The organism is Solwaraspora sp. WMMB762, from assembly GCF_049179115.1.
Taxonomy (GTDB): Bacteria; Actinomycetota; Actinomycetes; order Mycobacteriales; family Micromonosporaceae; genus Micromonospora_E.
Genome location: NZ_JBMHMD010000001.1, coordinates 5,746,695 through 5,763,163, shown reverse-complemented (window position 1 = coordinate 5,763,163; position 16,469 = coordinate 5,746,695). Strand labels below are relative to the sequence as shown.

Sequence of the window (16,469 nt, the reverse complement as noted above, 5' to 3'; positions counted from 1 at the left end):
CGGCGGCAGCGTCGTCCTCAACGCCGGTCGCCCGACGACCACCGACCGATCGGCCCGATCCGGGCTCGGCCTCGCCGGCAAGCGAGGCCGAGCCGGATGCCGCAAACCGAACACGTGCGCGCCGCAGATCGAACACGAGGCTGCCGCAGACCGAACATCAACCTGCCGCAGACCGAAAGCGAGGTCGTCGCAGATCGAAAGTGTGGCGGCTAGTATGGGGTTGTGCCTACGTCACGCCTGATCCCGCGCCACGCCGCCGCCCAGGTGGACGCCGCGCTGGCGGACACCCGCGTCGTACTGATCAGCGGCGCACGCCAAGCAGGCAAGAGCACCCTCGTGCGCATCGTCGCCGGGGACCGCTTCGCCGAACGCCGTGATCTTGACCGGGCGCAGGATCGCGCGGCGGCGACAGCCGACCCGGTCGGCTTCGTTGACTCCCCGGAACTGCTGATCATCGATGAGATCCAACGTGTCCCGGAACTGCTGCTGGCTATCAAAGCCGCCGTGGATGAGGATCCCCGACCAGGTCGATACCTTCTCACCGGCTCCGCGCGGTTGTTCGGCACGTTAGCCGCTCCCGACGCGCTGCCCGGCCGGATGGAGACCATCGAGCTCTGGCCGTTCTCCCAGGGTGAGCTGGAGGATGAGCCGGACGGCTTCGTCGACGCCATCTTCACGCTCGGCCCTGAGTTGCGCCACGAGTCCGCCGTGACCCGCGCCGACTACGCCGCCAGAATCGTGCGCGGCGGTCTGCCCGAAGCCACATCCCGCGCCGACCCCCGCCGTCGTCAACGCTTTCTCGACGCATATGTCCAGGCGCTCATCGACCGCGACGTCCGGCAACTCGCCGACATCCAGCGCAAGGGCGAGCTACGCAGACTGGTACGGCTGCTCGCTGCCAGGTCGGCCACCATCGTCGCGGCCAACTCCCTCGAATCCGCGCTCGGACTGAGCCGACCGACGATCGCGCGTTACCTCCAGGCACTGGAGGAGATCTTCCTCATCAGGCGAATTCCAGGATGGTCGCGCAACCTCGGCACCCGAGCCACCGCAGCCGCCAAACTGATCTTCGTCGACTCGGGCATCGCCGCCAACGAGATGGCGGTCGACGCCCGGGCACTGCTGCGCCCCGGTGCGTCGTTCGGCCCGCTGCTCGAATCCTTCGTCCTGTCCGAGCTGTCCCGCCAACTGAGCTGGTCTGCCCAGTCCGTCGAGCTGTCCCACTACCGGGACCACAGCAAGTTCGAAGTCGACGCGGTGCTCGAGGACAGGGCCGGCCGTGTCGTCGGCATCGAGGTCAAGGCCGCCTCGACCGTCGGACCGGACGACTTCCGTGGGCTACGCAGGCTCGCCGACCGGCTCAGCGACGACTTCGTCGCCGGCGTCGTCCTCTACACCGGCACCGCCACGCTGCCGTTCGGCCCCAAACTACGGGCCATGCCGGTCAGCGCCCTGTGGCAGGTTCCTCCGCAAGCCGAGCTCCGCTGAGCGAAGCGCCGCCGGGCAGCGCCGCCTTGAAGACGAGATTCGTGCCTCCCGCCTGGCCGAGGAGTGATGTCTTTCGTCAGGGGCGGCGGGTGGTGACGAAGGTCTGCCAGGCGGCCGGGTCGAAGGTGAGCACGCCGCCGGCCCGGTCCTTGGAGTCACGGACCAGCACCCGCCCCGGCAGGTTGTCCGCCACCTCGACACAGTTTCCGCCGTTGTTGCTGCTGCGGGTAGACGTACGCCACCGGGCGCCGGTCAGGTCCATGATTGCGCCACTTCCTTGATCAGGTCGATCGATGGTGCCTCCCCGCTGACACTGTCCCACCGCCGGCCCAGCGTGGCAATGTCGTCGTGCGCGGCGTGTATCTCGCCGCGCAACTGGTTGTCCAGATAGGCGAACTCGTGACCATCGGCGAGCCGGGCGAGCGCGAACGGGCCGGCCAGCCCGGTGTGCCAGGGCACGCCCGCCGGGATCACCCGGATCTGCACGTGCGGGTGGCTCTCGGTCAACGCGATCAGGTGCCGCAACTGATCGTGCATCACCGCCCGGTCGGCGACCAGTCGACGCAGCACCACCTCGTCGATCACCATCACCAGGAACGGCGGACGTGCCCCGGTCAGGATCGTCTGACGTTCCAACCGGGTAAGCACGATCCGCTCCACCTCGTCGGCGGTGTTCACCCCGCCGACGTGCAGCATCGCCCGTGCGTACCCCTCGGTCTGCAGCAGGCCAGGCACGACGAGCGGTTCGTACGAGCGCAGCGCGACCGCCTCCCGCTCGATCTCCTCCCATGGCCGGAACCAGGCCTTGCCTCGGTGTCGGTACGGGTCCGGCCACAGCTCGGCGGGGTCCACGCCGAGCACCACCGCCGTCAGATGCCGGTTGCGCGGATGCGGCACCCAAGCTGCTGTCCACCGGCGAGGGCGGGTTCGTGCTCACCGACGATGATGAACTGGCCGACCGCATCGACTTCTACACTCACCTCGGCCACCTCAAGGGCCACGTCCACGGCGTGAACTACAAGCTCCCTGGGCCCCTCGCGGCGATCGGGCTGCGGCGGCTGCGCAGCCTGCAGGCGCAACTGCGCTCCCGCCGCGCCAACGCAACCTGGCTGCTGAGGGCGCTGCCCAAGGACGGCCACCTGACCGAACTGTCGTACGGTGAGGCCGACCAGCCCAACTACTACAACCTGGTACTCACCACGCAGCCCGCTTCCACGCAAGCACTCACCGCCGGTTTCGCCGCTGCGGGCCTGCCACCAGACTCGGTGCGCTACGGCTATCGACCGCTGTACCACCGGCCGATCTTCACCGCCTATGCCACCCCTTGCCCGAACGCCGATGCTCTCGCTGCGACGACGTTCCAGCTTCCCGTTCACCCGGGTATGTCCGAGGCGGCCCTAGGATGGGTCGCGGACCGCATCCGCGTCTTCGCCGAAGGGCAGCTCCCGTGATGATCCGGCACAACACCGCGTCCGCTGTCGTCCTCGACGATGAGGATCGAGTCCTGCTCGTGCATCACAACAAGATCGGCCTATGGCTGTACCCAGGCGGGCACATCGACCCCAACGAGGACCCGGCCCAGGCGGCGGTGCGTGAGGTGGCCGAGGAAACCGGTGTTCAGGCCACCGTTCTTGGCGATCCAGCGTTCACCCACCCGGCGGTCGCAAGCCATGCCGCCCCGTGGACGGTCATCGAGATGGACGTGACCGACTCCAAGATCGGCGCGCATCGGCACATCGACTTCGTGTACGTGTGCCGCGCCTCCGGTGGCGACCTGACCGCGCAGCTGGAGGAAGTCGCCAGCGCCCGCTGGGTGCCGGTCGCCGACCTCGCCGGGCTCCCCACCCCGGCCGAGCTGCCCGAACTGGTCGCTGCGGCCTCGCGGTGGGCCAAGACACACAGATAGATGGCGAGCGGTTCCACCGACTTGCGCCGAAGGGCGGACCGCAGCCCGGGTCCGCCCTTCGGCGTATTCGTGTGACGGCGTCACACGTGGTCGGGTGGACCGCGCAATGTCAGCGAGCGGCCCTGACTGGCCGACTCACCCGTGATGCGGATTTCGTCGTTGTAGCTGGCTCGGATTGCTCAAACCGTAGGTGAACGGCACTGTTGATCTCGTGAACCTTGCAGTGAGCGGAGGATCTGTGCGATAACCGTAGCCAGGACGGTGCCTGCGCAGGCGCCGGTGCGACCGACGCGATGGGGCCACGACATGGGCAACCCGACCGACCACCTCTGGCTGCACTTCACCCGGATGTCCAGCTACCGGGACGCCCCGGTGCCGACCATCGTGCGCGGCGACGGCGCGCACGTCTGGGACAGCGAGGGACGCAGGCTGCTGGACGGGCTGGCCGGGCTGTTCGTGGTCAACGCCGGCCACGGGCGCACCGAGCTCGCCGAGGCCGCCGCGAAGCAGGCCAGCGAGCTGGCGTACTTCCCGATCTGGTCGTACGCCCACCCGACGGCGATCGAGCTGGCCGAACGGATCGCCGCGCTCGCCCCCGGCGACCTCAACCGGGTCTTCTTCACCACCGGCGGCTCCGAGGCGGTGGAGTCGGCGTGGAAACTGGCCCGCGCCTACTTCAAGCGGGTCGGCAAACCCACCAAGCACAAGGTGGTCAGCCGGGACATCGCCTACCACGGCACCACGATGGGGGCGCTGGCGATCACCGGGCTGCCCGGCATCAAGGCCGACTTCGAGCCGCTGGTCCCGGGCGGGATCAAGGTGCCGAACACCAACTTCTACCGGGCGCCGGAGCACGGCGACGACCCGGTGGCGTTCGGCCGGTGGGCAGCCGACGAGATCGGCCGGGCGATCGAACGCGAAGGCCCGGAGACCGTCGCCGCCGTCTTCCTGGAGCCGGTGCAGAACGCCGGCGGCTGTTTCCCGCCGCCGCCGGGCTACTTCGAGCGGGTACGCGAGATCTGCGACGCGTACGACGTGCTGCTCGTCTCCGACGAGGTGATCTGCTCGTGGGGCCGGCTCGGCGAGTACTTCGGCGCCCAGCGGTACGGCTACCAGCCGGACATCATCACCACCGCCAAGGCGCTCACCTCCGGCTACTCCCCGCTCGGTGCGATGATCGCGTCGGACCGGTTGATCGAGCCGTTCCTGCACGGCACTGAGTCGTTCGGCCACGGGATCACCTTCGGCGGGCATCCGGTCTCCTGCGCGGTGGCGCTGGCCAACCTGGAGATCTTCGCCCGGGAGGAGCTGACCGGGCACGTACGGGCCAACGAAAGCGCTTTCCGGGGCACTCTGGAGAAGCTGTACGACCTGCCGATCGTCGGTGACATCCGGGGCGACGGCTACTTCTACGGCATCGAGCTGGTCAAGGACAAGGCGACCCGGGAGAGCTTTGACGACGCCGAGTCGGAGCGGCTGCTACGCGGGTTCCTCTCCGGCGCGCTGTTCGCCGCCGGGCTGTACTGCCGGGCCGACGACCGGGGCGATCCGGTGATCCAGCTCGCCCCACCGCTGATCGCCGGCCAGGCCGAGTTCGACGAGATCGAACAGATCCTGCGGGCCGTGCTGTCCGAGGCCTGGCAGCGACTGTAGCGCCGGGCCGACAACAGGAGGGTCGTGGACCATGCGCGGTCACGGTGACTACCGAGACGTGTCGCACTGGATGGCCACCGTGGACGACGAGCTGACGCCCCGGCCCGCGTTGGACGGCGACACGACCGCCGACGTGGCGATCGTCGGCGCCGGCTACACCGGGCTGTGGACGGCGTACTACCTGGCCCGCGCCGATCCGGCGCTGCGGGTCGTGGTGCTGGAGCGGGAGATCGCCGGGTACGGCGCCTCCGGCCGTAACGGCGGCTGGTGCTCGGCACTGCTGCCCAGCTCGCCGACCGCGCTGGCCCGCCGGCACGGCCGGGACGCGGCGGTCGCCATGCAGCAGGCCATGTACGCCACGGTCGACGAGGTCGGCCGGGTCGCCGCCGCCGAGGGCATCGACTGCCACTGGAGCCACGGCGGCACGGTCACTCTGGCCCGTACCCCGGCGCAGCTGCGGCGGGCCGAGGCGGCGGTCGCCGAAACCCACGCGTACGGCGGCACCCACGCCGACCTCGCCCTGCTCGACGCCGACGCGGCGACCGCCCGGTGCGCCGCCGACGGCGTACTCGGCGGCGCCTACACCCCGCACTGCGCGGCGATCCACCCCGCCCGGCTGGTCCGTGGCCTGGCCCGGGCCGTCGAACGGCACGGCGGGACGATCCACGAGCACACCCCGGTCACCAGGTACGGCCCCGGGGCGGCCGAGACGCCGACCGGCACGGTCCGCGCCCCGGTGGTGGTACGGGCGACCGAGGGCTACACCCCGGCGCTGCCCGGCGCCCGCCGCGCAGTGGCCCCGATCTACTCGCTGATGATCGCCACCGAGCCGCTGCCGGACGAGATCTGGGCCCGGATCGGGCTGGCGCGGCGCGAGACGTTCAGCGACTACCGGCATCTGATCATCTACGGGCAGCGGACCGCCGACGGCCGGCTGGCGTTCGGCGGGCGGGGCGCGCCGTACCACTTCCGGTCCCGGATCCGGCCCGAGTACGACCGCGACCCTCGGGTGTTCACCGCGCTGCGCCGGACGCTCGGCGAGCTGTTCCCGGTGCTCGGCGACGCGGTACCGGTGGCCCGGGCCTGGGGCGGTCCGCTCGGCGTCGCCCGCGACTGGGCGGCGTCGGTGGGGTTGGACCGGGCCACCGGGCTGGCCTGGGCCGGCGGGTACGTCGGCGACGGGGTGGGCACCGCCAACCTGGCCGGCCGTACCCTCGCCGACCTGATCCTCGACGTGGACAGCGAGTTGACCGCGCTGCCCTGGGTCGGGCACCGCTCGCCGCGCTGGGAGCCGGAGCCGCTGCGCTGGCTCGGCGTCAACGCGGGTCTGCGGCTGGTGACCGCCGCCGACGCGGCCGAGGCGCGCGGCGACCGGCCGTCCCGGCTGACCGGGCTGCTGGGCCGGCTGACCGGGCAGTGACGCGGTCGGCCGTACCGCCGCCTGCGGTCGGCTTGGCGGGGTCGGGGGCGGATCGGCCCGCGGTCAGGCCGGCGGGATCACCCGGAGGTGGCCACGGCGGCCGGTCGACGGGTTGATGTCGATGTCGACGGCGTCCGGGTCACCGGGGCGGGGCGGCGGGGCCGGTCGGGCCGCCTCCCGGACCGCCTCGGCGAGCGCCACCAGATCGTCGGTGGTCGGTGGGGGCGGGTCGAACTCACCCTCGTGCCGGACGACCTGCCAGCCACGGGGCGCGGTCAGGCTACGGGCGTGCTGCTCGCAGAGGTCGTAGGTGTGCGGTTCGGCGAACGCGGCGAGCGGGCCGACCACCGCGGTCGACTCGTTGTAGACATAGGTCAACGTGGCGACGGCCTGGCGGGGGCAGCCGTTACGGGAGCAGCGCCGTGGTGACCTCACGGCGGCACGTTATCTCTAATACCGGCTCCACTACCAGCTTGCCGACGCGACACGCCGGGACTCCTGATCCGCACGCCCGGAAAGGGCCGATCCGGACTACGCTGGGCAGGTGACCGGAGGATCCCAGTGACCATCCCCGTGCCCGGCAGCGCGCAGACGCCCCGCCGGGCGCGTCGGGATCGCCGGGACCGGCACGGGCGCGGGCTGCGCGGTCGGCTGGTGCCGGCGACGGTGCCGTTGGCCCGGACCAAGGCCGAGGTCTTCGACGAGCTGGTCCTGGACACGGTCGAGACGCTGGAGCGGCGCTTCGCGAAGGAGCTGGCCGGCGTCGAATTCGCCGTCGAGGACGTCCCACCTGATCTGAACGTGTACGACTCCGACGTGCTGGAGGACGGCGAGGTGCCGTTGGCCCGGCTGCTGCCCGGCCGGCCGGGGCGTCAGGAGATGCCGCCGCGGATCGTGCTCTACCGGCGTCCGCTGGAGTTCCGGGCGTTGAACCGGGAGGATCTCGCCGACCTGGTGCACGACGTGATCATCGAGCAGGTGGCGAATCTGCTCGGCGTCGACCCGGACGAGCTGGCCTGACTTGGCAACTCGCCCGGGCCGACAGCGGCAGGTCAGGCGACCCTGCGCTTGAGCTTGCGTCGTTCCCGCTCGGACAGTCCGCCCCAGATGCCGAACCGCTCGTCGTGACCGAGTGCGTACTCCAGGCACTCGGACTTCACCTCGCAACGAGAGCAGATCCGCTTGGCCTCGCGGGTGGATCCGCCCTTCTCCGGGAAGAACGCCTCCGGATCGGTCTGCGAGCACAGCGCCCGCTCCTGCCACTCCGGGGCGTTACCGAGCAGGTCCGCGACCTCCAGCCGACCATCCATACGCGTGCCTCCTTTCGCGCGCCGCCCCACCCGGCCGGCGCAACCCCCCACGCGGAAGGCGTGTCCATCTTGCCCGTTCGATCCGGTTTTGATGCAGCCCGTCCGAGCGACCCCGTTGAAATTACACGCGTGTAATGCGTGCGTCGTCAAGACGAACCTGGTAAATGGGCTTGCTGTCGCGCACCGGTCACCCGCCCTCCCCGTTGTCATCCGGCCCGCAACCTGCCCTATCGATTCAGACCCCCACCGGGTAACGCGGGACCGGCGAGTCGCACCACCCTGCCCGGCCTGACCGGCGAATCCCAGCGGCGACGACGCTGTCCGCAGACGACATCGAGCCGGTGCCGCTCACGCGGCACCGGCTCGATGTCCGGTCGGACGACCGGTCTACCTCACTAGCCCTACTTCCCTCCCCAGGGGTCGATCACGCCTACGGCCCAGAAGCCGATCGCGCCCAAGCGTCAATCTCGTCACACTGTCGTGCGGGACTCCTGTCACCCTGCCTTGGGGATCAGCCGCCCAGCGGTGGCGTGCTGCGGCCAGACGAACTCGGTCACCGCCCCGCCGGTGATCGTCACCTGACCGGCGGGCACCTCGTCGGAGCGCCACACGGTGTAGGAACCCGCCGGCAGATCGGTGTAGACGGCGCTGAAGAAGACTCCGTCGCGTACCTGCCGCTCCCGGACCGCCGCATGGGTACGCGGGGCCGGATCCGGCTGGTCCGGACCGGCGGTCGGGCTGATCTCGATCTCCCGGCCGTGGAACTCCTGTCCGGTGTAGATGATCAGGGCACCCATGTCGCCGCCGATGTCGAGGACAACGCCGCCGGTCTCCGACGGGGCCAGACTGTGCTCGTGCATGCTCCCCACCTTCTCTGGATGTGCCGGGGTCGGCCCGGACGGGACGTGCGGGCCGGTCAGGACGGGTTGTTGAACCCGTCGTACGGCACGCCGAGATACGGGAAATGCTTCAGGAACGGGGCGGTCACGTCGGCCGCGCTCAGCCCGTGGGTCACCGCGCCGGCCGCGTCGTCCGGGGTGAAGTTCTTGTCGATCAGCGGGAACGTCAACCCGGCGATGGCCCGCAGCGAGATGGTGACCACGTCGTCGGTCGTCCGGCGGCCGTTCGGGAAACCGGCCAGGTCGCCGCCGAGCAGACCGAACCGGCTCGGCCGCTTCGCCGGCGGGATCGCGGTGTTCAGCCGCAGCATGTCCGCCTGCAGATCGCCGGTGTTGTTCTGGAAACCGTCGATCAGCCCGGCCGGGATCCCGGTCAGCAGGATCGCCACCAGATCGGCGCGGGGTTTGCCGGACTCGTTGAGCTCGGCCAGATTGGGGAAGACGTCCGGGTAGAGCACCGGCAGCAACTGCGCCAGTTCGGGCTTCTCCACCAGGCCGGCGAAGCGCTTGTCCTCCGACGGGGGCAGGGTGTTCCACAGGTCCTTCTGCGCCATCGGCACGATGACCTCGTTGAACAACGGATTGCCGAGCCGCGACACCTGAGCCACCGGGCCGACGGTGACGTCGGCGGCCTTGGCCGCCCCCAGCACCCGCACCTGCTGACGCCCGGCCGAGGTCCACACCCCGATCACCGCACGCTGGTCGTTGACGTCGTACCGGCCGCCGCCGCTGACCAGGTGGGTGATCGGGATCTGCAGCGCGATGCTGGACACGTTCAGCCGGTCGGTCGCGTTGACCGGCTCGTCCGCCACGTTGAAGATGTCCTTGCCGACCACGTGCAACTGCTGGAAGGGCCGCAGGTTGCCCAGGTCGAAGATGGCGCCCAGGTCGACGAAGAACCCCTCGGCCCGCTGCCCGGCGAAGACCCGTTCACCGCTCTTGAGCTGGAACGTGGCGTCATTGGCCAGCCCCACGTAGTCGGGGGTGGACAGCGGACCGATGTTGCACGGCGGGCAGGGCACATTGCGGGCCAGCAGCTGCGCCTTGCCGTGCGAGTCCACCTTGGTAACACTGTAGAACTGGCGCCGGTTCCAGTTCTCGCTGTCCAGCGCGTCGATCGGTCCGGTGTTGTAGAGAAACGTGTTCTCGTTGGTGATCTCAGTGTGGAACCGGAACTGGTAGGTGATGTCCGGATGACCGTCACCGTTGTTGTCCACGTGGATCTCGTAGAGCACGTCATCGCCGAACTCGAAGAAGTTCGGCCCGCCCGACGGCACCTGGAAAGGCAGATAGTTGGCGATGAGAGTCACCGTGTCCGGGCGGTCCGGACTCACGAACGCGTAAAGGTCGGTGCTGTCGGCGACCGGGTCCTTGGATATCTCCGGCGCTTCACGGTGCGAAGACATGGCGAACCTACCTCACATAGCCTGAATGAATCGGTGATCGACGCGGTACGCGTCAGGTGAAACGTGCCCGTACGGCGTACTCAGCCCTGGCGGGCGGCGCGCTGCAACCGGGCGGCGAGACCTTTGTCGCGTACCTCGATCCGCGATGTGCCGACGAAGACGTCCAGCGTGCCGTTGGACGGATCCCGTAGATGGACGACGATCGCCTCGTCATTCGAGGCTGCTCCGGCCAGCCGGCTGTCCACGGCCGACGAAAGGCCGCTGACGCTGACCGCGGCCGCGCCGACACCCGCACTCGCCGCCACGGTCAGCACCTGGCGGCGGGAAATTTTGAACTTCGGTCGGTTTCGCTGGCGAGTTCTCATGGACAACCCTTCCGGTGGGTCAGGGGGTAACCCACTGTCGCGATGGGACCAGTGCCGGCGCGGCCCATCTGTCACCCGCAGTCGCCGGCACCTATCCATACGGTCGACGACGCCGGTGGGTTCGATCATCCGCGAATCGACTTTTGTCGGGTACGCCACCGCAGTGCGCCGGCCCCGGCCCCGGGCCGGCCGTCAGCGCTGGTACGCGGTGGACCGGCGGACCGCCGGACGGCCGGCGGCGGCCGCGATCGACTGCAACTGCGCCTCGGTACGCGCCGAACCGTTGGCCGAACCGGCCATCCGGGAGATCGTCTCCTCCATCAGCGTCCCGCCGAGATCGTTGCACCCGCCGCGCAGCATCGCCACGGTGCCCTCGTCGCCGAGCTTCACCCAGGAACACTGAATGTTCTCGATCCGGCCGTGCAGCAGCAGCCTGGCCATGGCGTGCACGGCGCGGTTCTCCCGCCAGGTCGGCCCGGGCCGGGCCAACCCGGCAAGGTAGATCGGCGCATTGGTGTGCACAAATGGCAGTGCGACGAACTCGGTGAAGCCGCCGGTACGGTCCTGCACCCCGGCCAGCACCCGGAAATGCGCCAACCACTGGCCGGGATGGTCCACGTGCCCGTACATCATCGTCGAGCTGGACCGCAGCCCCAGCTCGTGCGCGGTGGTCACCACCTCGACCCAGGTGGCGGCCGGCAGTTTGCCCTTGGTCAGCACCCACCGCACGTCGTCGTCGAGGATCTCCGCCGCGGTCCCCGGGATGGTGTCCAGTCCCGCCTCGCGCAGCATCAGCAGCCAGTCCCGGACCGGCATGCCCGCCTTCGCGGCGGCGGTGACGATCTCCATCGGGGAAAAGGCGTGCACGTGCAGCTGCGGCACCCGTCGTTTGACCGCCCGGACCAGCTCGGCGTACGCGGTCACCGGCAGCTTGGGGTCGATGCCGCCCTGCATGCAGACCTCGGTGGCACCGGCCCGCCACGCCTCCTCGGCCCGGTCCGCCACCTGCTCGGCGGAGAGCCGGAACGCGTCGGCGTCCCGTTCCCGCTGGGCGAACGCGCAGAACCGGCAGCCGACGTAGCAGACGTTGGAAAAGTTGATGTTGCGGTTGACCACGTAGGTGACGTCGTCGCCGACGGTGTCCCGGCGTACCTCGTCGGCGATCCGGCAGACCTGGTCCAGCGCCGCGCCATCGGCGGTGAACAGGGCGAGCGCCGCGTCGGTGTGCCGTGGTTGCAGCAGCGCCGCCGGATCGTCGGCGGCCAGCCGCAGCCCGGCCCGCAGATTCGCGTCGCCGACGCCGTCGCCGTTGGTACCGGCACCGGTCGGTACGCTGATCCGGCCGGCGACCTCGGCCCAGTCGCCGTACACCCGGTCGAAGTCGCCCCGCCGGTCGCCGGTCCGCCCGGTGGTGTCGATCGTGGTGTGCAGATCGGTCCGACCGACCGGGGCGAACACCTCCTCCGGCTCCTGCCAGGGGCGGCCGACCGGCATCGCCGACTCGTCGGCCAGACCGGTGCCCGGCTCGGCGAGCGCCGACACGTGCGCGGCCAGCCGGGGGTCCAGCCACGCCTCGCCGCGCCGCACATACTCGGGGTAGACGGTCAGCCGTTCCCGCAGAGTGAACCCGGCGGCGGCGGTACGCCGGGTCAGCTCGTCGATCTGCGGCCAGGGCCGCTCCGGGTTGACGTGGTCCGGGGTCACCGGCGACACCCCGCCCCAGTCGTCGATGCCGGCCCGCAGCAGCAGCGCGTACTCCCCCTCGACCAGGTTCGGCGGGGCCTGGATGCGGGCACCCGGCCCGAGCAGGACGCGGCCGACGGCGACCGTCGCGGCCAGGTCACGCAGTTCGGCGTCCGGCATGCCACGCATCGCCGTGTCCGGCTTGGCGCGGAAGTTCTGCAGGATCACCTCCTGGATGTGGCCGTACTCCCGGGCCGCCGAGCGGATCGCGAACAGCGACTCGACCCGTTCCCGGGGAGTTTCGCCGATGCCGATCAGCAGTCCGGTGGTGTACGGCACGCCGACCCGGCCGGCGTCGGCGATCGCCCGCAGCCGCACCGCCGGTTCCTTGTCCGGCGATCCGTGGTGCGGGCCGCCCGGCTCGGACCACAGCCGGGTCGCGGTGGTCTCCAGCATCATCCCCATGCTGGGCGCCACCGGCTTGAGCCGTTGCAGCTCGGCCCAGCTCAGCACCCCCGGGTTGAGGTGCGGCAGCAGACCGGTCTCCTCCAGTACGGCGATCGCGCAGGCCCGCAGGTAGTCGACGGTGGAGTCGTAGCCCCGCTCGTCCAGCCACCGGCGGGCCGCCGGCCAGCGGTCTTCGGGCCGGTCGCCGAGGGTGAACAACGCCTCCTTGCAGCCCTGAGCGGCACCGGCCCGGGCGATCGCAAGGACCTCGTCGCGGTCCAGGTACGCGGCGGGCAGCCGGCCCGGCACGGTGGCGAAGGTGCAGTAGTGGCAGCGGTCCCGGCAGAGCCGGGTCAACGGCACGAAGACCTTCCGCGAGTACGTGATCACGCCCGGCCGGCCGGCGTCCCGCAGCCCCGCGTCGCGCAGCGAACCGGCGAGGTCGAGCAGTTCGTCGAACTCGCCACCGGTGGCGGCCAGCAGCGCGACCGCCTCGTCCAGGTCGAGGCTGCGGCCGGTCGCGGCACGACGCAGCGCCCGCCGGACACTGGCGGTGGTGGGCTGTTCCGCCGGGGCGGCCCCGGTCACCCGGGCGACGACGGATTCGGTGTGCTCGGCCACCAGTGCAGACTAGGCCCTCGGGCCTTCGCCGGCCGGTGGCGCTCGCCACAGCGGTCACCGGCGACCGGAGCTGGGCCGCCGGCGACCGGAGCCGATCAGGAGATCCGCTGGGTCGGCCCGTCCGGTCCCGGCTCCTGCGGCCGGGGCCTGTCGCCAGCCGGCCCGGGCTGTTCCGCCGTGCCGGACGGCGGTGCCGGCTGGGCGGGCGGCCCGGACGACGGTGCCGGCTGAGCGGGCGGCCCGGACGACGGTGCCGGCGGTGGCGCGTACATCGGATGCGGGCCGCTGGGCTGCGGCGGTGGGTACGCCGGCCCCGGTTGGCCGGGCTGGCCGTACTGCCCCGGCTGGTGGTACGGACCCGGCTGGCCGTATCCGGGCGGCGGTGGGCCGTACGGACCGGGCTGGCCGTACTGCCCTACTGGGCCGTAGCCCGGCGGTGGGCCGTACTGCCCGGGTGGGCCGTAGCCGCCCGGTGCCGGCGGCTTCGGTCGCACCACCTGGTAGCGCCCCTGCCAGATCCGCCACAGCGCGTACCCGGCGACACCGAGCACCGCCAGCCACGCCGCCCGGGTCAACAGCGCCTGAAATCCGCCGCGGATGGTGTCGTCGACCAGCACGACGAAGCCGACCAGCAGCCCGAACAGACCACCGAACACCGCGACGACCGCGTACTCGACGAGGGCGACCAGGGTCATCAGCCGGGCCCGGCCCAGCTCCGGGGTGAGGTGCGTGGCGAGCAGCACCGCCAGCAACGGGAAGCCGACCGTGGCCAGGTTGACGAAGCTGCCGAAACTGTCCGCCGAACGGCGGGCAAACCCCGGCCCGAAGCCGAGCCGGTACGGGACAAGCAGGTCCAGCAACGCGGTGAACAGGAACACCGCGGTGGCACCGAGCAGGACGGCGGCGGCGAGCTCCCGCAGCGGCATGGTGAGATCTCTGGCTGGCGGCCGGTCGCCGGGCCCAGCCTCTGGTTGGGTGGTCACGCATTTCTCCCGGTGCTCGCAGGTGGCGGCGGTCGATGCCGGTGAGCGTAGTGCTCCGCCGATGGACGAGGATGGACGGCATGCGGATCGTGGTACTGACCGGCGGGATCGGCGGCGCGAAGTTCCTGGTCGGCGCGCGGGAGTACGCCCGACGCACGGGAGCCGAGCTGACCGCCGTGGTCAACGTCGGTGACGACGTCATCCTGCACGGGTTGCGGATCAGCCCGGACCTGGACAGCGTGATGTACACACTCGGCGGTGGCGCGGATCCGGAGCGCGGTTGGGGCCGGGTCGACGAGACCTGGGCGGTGAAGAACGAGCTGGCCGCGTACCAGGCGGAACCCACCTGGTTCGGGCTCGGTGACCGGGACGTCGCCACCCATCTGGTCCGCACCACCATGCTCAACGCCGGCTACCCGCTGTCGGCGGTCACCGAGGCGCTCTGCGCCCGCTGGCAGCCGGGGCTGCGGCTGCTGCCGGCCACCGACGACCGGCTGGAGACCCACGTCGTCGTCTCCGACCCGGAGTCGGGGCCGGGCTCCGAGTCGGGGCCGGGGCCTGATGCCGGCGGCGAGCGGGCCATCCATTTCCAGGAATGGTGGGTACGTCATCGGGGCGCGCTGCCCACCCACCGGTTCGTCTTCGTCGGCGCGGCACAGGCCAAGCCGGCCGCCGGCGTACTGGACGCACTGGCCGCCGCCGACGTCGTGCTGATCGCGCCGAGCAACCCGGTGGTGAGCATCGCGCCGGTGCTCGCCGTACCCGGGATCCGCGAGGCGCTCGCCGGCAACCCGGCCCCGGTGGTCGGAGTGTCGCCGATCATCGGCGACGCACCGGTACGCGGCATGGCCGACCGGTGCCTCGCGGTGCTGGGTGAACCGTGCACGGCGGCGGGGGTGGCGGCGCTCTACGGTGCCCGGCGCGCCGGTGGGCTGCTGGACGGCTGGCTGGTCGACCCGGTGGACGAGGCCACCCGGGTGGACGGGATCGAGGTGCGGGCCGTACCGCTGTGGATGTCCGACGAGGCGGCGACGGCCGCGATGGTCGGCGCCGCGATCGAACTGGCCGGCCGGCCGACCGGGGTGACCGGATGAGGCTGGAGATCCTGCCGGTCACCGGGATCGGCGAGGTGGTCCCCGGTGACGACCTGGCGGCGCTGATCGGGGACGCCGCGCCGTGGCTGCGCGACGGCGACGTCCTCGTGGTGACCAGCAAGATTGTTTCCAAGGCCGAGGGCCGGCTGGTGGACCTGCCGGCCGACGAGCCGGACCGCAGCCGGGTCCGCGACGAGGTGCTGGCCGCTGAGACCGTCGAGGTGGTGGCGCGGCGTGGGGCGACCCGGATTGTCCGGACCCGGCACGGGTTCGTGATGGCGGCCGCCGGGATCGACAACTCGAACGTCGCGCCCACCCGGCTGGTGCTGTTACCGGTCGATCCGGACCGGTCGGCCCGACAACTACGGGCCGGATTGCACGCCCGGCTGGGGCTCGATCTGGCGGTCGTCGTGTCGGACACCATGGGACGGCCGTGGCGCAACGGCCTGACCGACGTCGCGCTCGGGGCCGCCGGCATCGACCCGGTGCGCGACTACCGCGGCCAGACCGACCGGTACGGCAACGAGCTGAGGCTCACCCAGATGGCGGTGGTCGACGAGATGGCCGCTGCCGGGGACCTGGTGAAGGGCAAGTCGGAGCAGGTGCCGGTGGCGGTGGTCCGCGGCTATCCGTGGCGGCCGGAACCGCCGGCGGGGCCGGCCGGTCCCGACGGGCCGGGCGTGCGCCCACTGATCCGCGAACCAGGTCAGGACCTGTTCACGCTGGGTACGGCGGAGGCCCGCCGGGCCGGGCTGCTCGCGGCGGCGACCCTGCCGCCGGGCGGACCGGTAGCGGCCCCGGCCGGACCGGTAGCGGCCCCGGCCGGACCGGCGGGCGCTCCGGCCGTCGGAGTCGACGATCGCCGTCCGGTCGACGGCGGGACCGTGGCCCGGGCGGTCCGGCTGGTGTCCGAGGTGGTGGCACCCGGCACCCGCTTCGAACTGGCCGACGCCGACAACCAGCGGACCCCGGCCGACGGTCTGCCGGCCGACGCGGCGTACCCGGTGTTGCTGCGCTGCCGGCCGCCCGGCGATACGCCACCGGACCTGGTGCGTTTCGGCGCCGACCTGCACCGGCTACGGGCGGCGCTGGCGGCCGACGGTGTCGCCAGCGCCGAGCTGGGTACCGTCGCCGGCCCCGACGGCACCGTCGTCGCACTCGGGCTCGTCGCGCCGCCGTGACGGACCGGGTGGC

General features: G+C 71.4%; 17 protein-coding genes. 8 read left to right on the top strand and 9 right to left on the bottom strand.

The window, feature by feature from the left end; genetic code table 11:
- The first annotated feature begins 222 nt into the window (after positions 1 to 222).
- Entirely contained in the window at positions 223 to 1,488 is a 1,266-nt protein-coding gene (locus ACN27J_RS25805) for an ATP-binding protein (protein ID WP_421370171.1), read from the top strand.
- A 76-nt stretch (positions 1,489 to 1,564) separates the two neighbouring features.
- Here ACN27J_RS25805 and ACN27J_RS25800 read toward each other — a convergent pair whose 3' ends face one another.
- Both ACN27J_RS25800 and ACN27J_RS25795 read right to left on the bottom strand, forming a co-directional pair.
- Positions 1,565 to 1,750 (bottom strand): DUF397 domain-containing protein, encoded by a 186-nt coding sequence (locus tag ACN27J_RS25800; RefSeq protein WP_326551534.1) that lies wholly within the window; start codon positions 1,748 to 1,750, stop codon positions 1,565 to 1,567.
- Positions 1,741 to 2,385: a Scr1 family TA system antitoxin-like transcriptional regulator gene (locus ACN27J_RS25795; RefSeq protein ID WP_421370169.1), complete on the bottom strand. Its 645-nt coding sequence runs from the start codon at positions 2,383 to 2,385 to the stop codon at positions 1,741 to 1,743. The genes ACN27J_RS25800 and ACN27J_RS25795 overlap by 10 nt, the downstream gene beginning before the upstream one ends.
- 32 nt (positions 2,386 to 2,417) lie before the next feature.
- Between ACN27J_RS25795 and ACN27J_RS25790 the strand changes: the two genes are divergently transcribed.
- The 4 genes from ACN27J_RS25790 (at position 2,418) to ACN27J_RS25775 (ending at position 6,467) form a co-directional block, all read left to right on the top strand.
- Positions 2,418 to 2,939, top strand: a complete 522-nt coding sequence (locus tag ACN27J_RS25790) for a DegT/DnrJ/EryC1/StrS family aminotransferase (protein ID WP_421370167.1) — start codon at positions 2,418 to 2,420, stop codon at positions 2,937 to 2,939.
- The gene (locus ACN27J_RS25785) at positions 2,939 to 3,394 is read left to right on the top strand and encodes an NUDIX hydrolase (RefSeq protein ID WP_421370165.1); all 456 of its coding nucleotides are present in this window, start codon (positions 2,939 to 2,941) and stop codon (positions 3,392 to 3,394) included. The genes ACN27J_RS25790 and ACN27J_RS25785 overlap by 1 nt, the downstream gene beginning before the upstream one ends.
- A gap of 306 nt (positions 3,395 to 3,700) precedes the next feature.
- The gene (locus ACN27J_RS25780; RefSeq protein ID WP_421372476.1) at positions 3,701 to 5,047 is read left to right on the top strand and encodes an aspartate aminotransferase family protein; all 1,347 of its coding nucleotides are present in this window, start codon (positions 3,701 to 3,703) and stop codon (positions 5,045 to 5,047) included.
- Positions 5,048 to 5,078: 31 nt separating this feature from the next.
- Positions 5,079 to 6,467, top strand: a complete 1,389-nt coding sequence (locus tag ACN27J_RS25775; protein ID WP_421370163.1) for an NAD(P)/FAD-dependent oxidoreductase — start codon at positions 5,079 to 5,081, stop codon at positions 6,465 to 6,467.
- 63 nt (positions 6,468 to 6,530) lie between these two features.
- Here the strand turns inward: ACN27J_RS25775 and ACN27J_RS25770 are convergent, their stop codons facing one another.
- A complete protein-coding gene (locus ACN27J_RS25770; RefSeq protein ID WP_278173927.1) occupies positions 6,531 to 6,902 on the bottom strand; it encodes a DUF3499 domain-containing protein in 372 nt (123 codons plus the stop codon).
- A gap of 219 nt (positions 6,903 to 7,121) precedes the next feature.
- Between ACN27J_RS25770 and ACN27J_RS25765 the strand changes: the two genes are divergently transcribed.
- Positions 7,122 to 7,487 carry a metallopeptidase family protein gene (locus ACN27J_RS25765; RefSeq protein ID WP_233606708.1) on the top strand — a complete coding sequence of 122 codons (366 nt, stop codon included), beginning with the start codon at positions 7,122 to 7,124 and terminating at the stop codon, positions 7,485 to 7,487.
- A 32-nt stretch (positions 7,488 to 7,519) separates the two neighbouring features.
- Here the strand turns inward: ACN27J_RS25765 and ACN27J_RS25760 are convergent, their stop codons facing one another.
- From ACN27J_RS25760 to ACN27J_RS25735, 6 genes are all read right to left on the bottom strand, one after another.
- Positions 7,520 to 7,777, bottom strand: coding sequence for a WhiB family transcriptional regulator (locus tag ACN27J_RS25760; protein ID WP_123605977.1), 258 nt, complete (start codon positions 7,775 to 7,777; stop codon positions 7,520 to 7,522).
- 494 nt (positions 7,778 to 8,271) lie between these two features.
- Positions 8,272 to 8,637: a phospholipase gene (locus ACN27J_RS25755; RefSeq protein ID WP_421370161.1), complete on the bottom strand. Its 366-nt coding sequence runs from the start codon at positions 8,635 to 8,637 to the stop codon at positions 8,272 to 8,274.
- Between the two features lie 56 nt (positions 8,638 to 8,693).
- Positions 8,694 to 10,082, bottom strand: a complete 1,389-nt coding sequence (locus tag ACN27J_RS25750; RefSeq protein WP_421370159.1) for a DUF4331 domain-containing protein — start codon at positions 10,080 to 10,082, stop codon at positions 8,694 to 8,696.
- Positions 10,083 to 10,162: 80 nt separating this feature from the next.
- Positions 10,163 to 10,447, bottom strand: coding sequence for a hypothetical protein (locus tag ACN27J_RS25745; RefSeq protein ID WP_278173923.1), 285 nt, complete (start codon positions 10,445 to 10,447; stop codon positions 10,163 to 10,165).
- A 192-nt stretch (positions 10,448 to 10,639) separates the two neighbouring features.
- Positions 10,640 to 13,165 (bottom strand): bifunctional FO biosynthesis protein CofGH, encoded by a 2,526-nt coding sequence (locus tag ACN27J_RS25740; RefSeq protein WP_421372473.1) that lies wholly within the window; start codon positions 13,163 to 13,165, stop codon positions 10,640 to 10,642.
- 128 nt (positions 13,166 to 13,293) lie between these two features.
- Positions 13,294 to 14,181, bottom strand: a complete 888-nt coding sequence (locus ACN27J_RS25735) for a hypothetical protein (protein WP_421370157.1) — start codon at positions 14,179 to 14,181, stop codon at positions 13,294 to 13,296.
- An 80-nt stretch (positions 14,182 to 14,261) separates the two neighbouring features.
- Between ACN27J_RS25735 and cofD the strand changes: the two genes are divergently transcribed.
- Positions 14,262 to 15,275 (top strand): 2-phospho-L-lactate transferase, encoded by a 1,014-nt coding sequence (gene cofD / locus ACN27J_RS25730; RefSeq protein WP_421370155.1) that lies wholly within the window; start codon positions 14,262 to 14,264, stop codon positions 15,273 to 15,275.
- Positions 15,272 to 16,456 carry a coenzyme F420-0:L-glutamate ligase gene (locus ACN27J_RS25725; RefSeq protein WP_421370153.1) on the top strand — a complete coding sequence of 395 codons (1,185 nt, stop codon included), beginning with the start codon at positions 15,272 to 15,274 and terminating at the stop codon, positions 16,454 to 16,456. The genes cofD and ACN27J_RS25725 overlap by 4 nt, the downstream gene beginning before the upstream one ends.
- The last annotated feature ends 13 nt before the right edge of the window (positions 16,457 to 16,469 follow it).

Bases quoted from the DNA above. Each gene is read 5' to 3' on its own strand.
- cofD (WP_421370155.1), top strand. From the start codon at position 14,262: ATGCGGATCGTGGTACTGACCGGCGGGATCGGCGGCGCGAAGTTCCTG.
- ACN27J_RS25775 (WP_421370163.1), top strand. From the start codon at position 5,079: ATGCGCGGTCACGGTGACTACCGAGACGTGTCGCACTGGATGGCCACC.
- ACN27J_RS25750 (WP_421370159.1), bottom strand. From the start codon at position 10,082: ATGTCTTCGCACCGTGAAGCGCCGGAGATATCCAAGGACCCGGTCGCC.
- ACN27J_RS25800 (WP_326551534.1), bottom strand. From the start codon at position 1,750: ATGGACCTGACCGGCGCCCGGTGGCGTACGTCTACCCGCAGCAGCAAC.
- ACN27J_RS25725 (WP_421370153.1), top strand. From the start codon at position 15,272: ATGAGGCTGGAGATCCTGCCGGTCACCGGGATCGGCGAGGTGGTCCCC.
- ACN27J_RS25755 (WP_421370161.1), bottom strand. From the start codon at position 8,637: ATGCACGAGCACAGTCTGGCCCCGTCGGAGACCGGCGGCGTTGTCCTC.
- ACN27J_RS25785 (WP_421370165.1), top strand. From the start codon at position 2,939: ATGATCCGGCACAACACCGCGTCCGCTGTCGTCCTCGACGATGAGGAT.
- ACN27J_RS25760 (WP_123605977.1), bottom strand. From the start codon at position 7,777: ATGGATGGTCGGCTGGAGGTCGCGGACCTGCTCGGTAACGCCCCGGAG.
- ACN27J_RS25745 (WP_278173923.1), bottom strand. From the start codon at position 10,447: ATGAGAACTCGCCAGCGAAACCGACCGAAGTTCAAAATTTCCCGCCGC.
- ACN27J_RS25780 (WP_421372476.1), top strand. From the start codon at position 3,701: ATGGGCAACCCGACCGACCACCTCTGGCTGCACTTCACCCGGATGTCC.